The following is a 348-nucleotide window of genomic DNA, read 5'->3' as shown; positions in this document are numbered from 1 at the left end:
TCTATTTTCCTCTATCAGCTCAAAGAACTCATCTACTCTCTTCTCCTGAAAGTGAAAAAGCAAGAGCTGATAGAGAGTTTACGGCTGTCCTTTTGGAAGAGTCTCCAGTGATTTTTCAAGGCTCGATAGGGTAGAGACTTCTTATCAAACTGGTTCATAATGGCAATTCTTGTCTTTAAAAAAGCTCGACCAAGATGCTGGATAATGTGGAAACGATCAAGAACGATTTTAGCGTTTGGAAAAAGTTTTTTGGCTAGTGGAATATAAGCCCCAGACATATCCATAGTGATAAACTGCACCTGTTGGCGAGCTTTTAATGGATACTTTAAAAAGTAGTTTCGTATAGTG

The 348-nt window shown here is 38.5% G+C and carries 1 pseudogene; it reads right to left on the bottom strand.

Annotated elements, in window-relative coordinates:
* A pseudogene (locus tag ADF62_RS06790) lies at positions 1–348 on the bottom strand (transposase); the annotation flags it as partial.

The sequence above is a fragment of the Streptococcus sp. 1004_SSPC genome, from assembly GCF_001069025.1.
Classification (GTDB): Bacteria; Bacillota; Bacilli; order Lactobacillales; family Streptococcaceae; genus Streptococcus; species Streptococcus vestibularis.
Note: the sequence above shows the minus strand (reverse complement) of the source record. Positions and strands in the feature narration are given on the sequence as shown.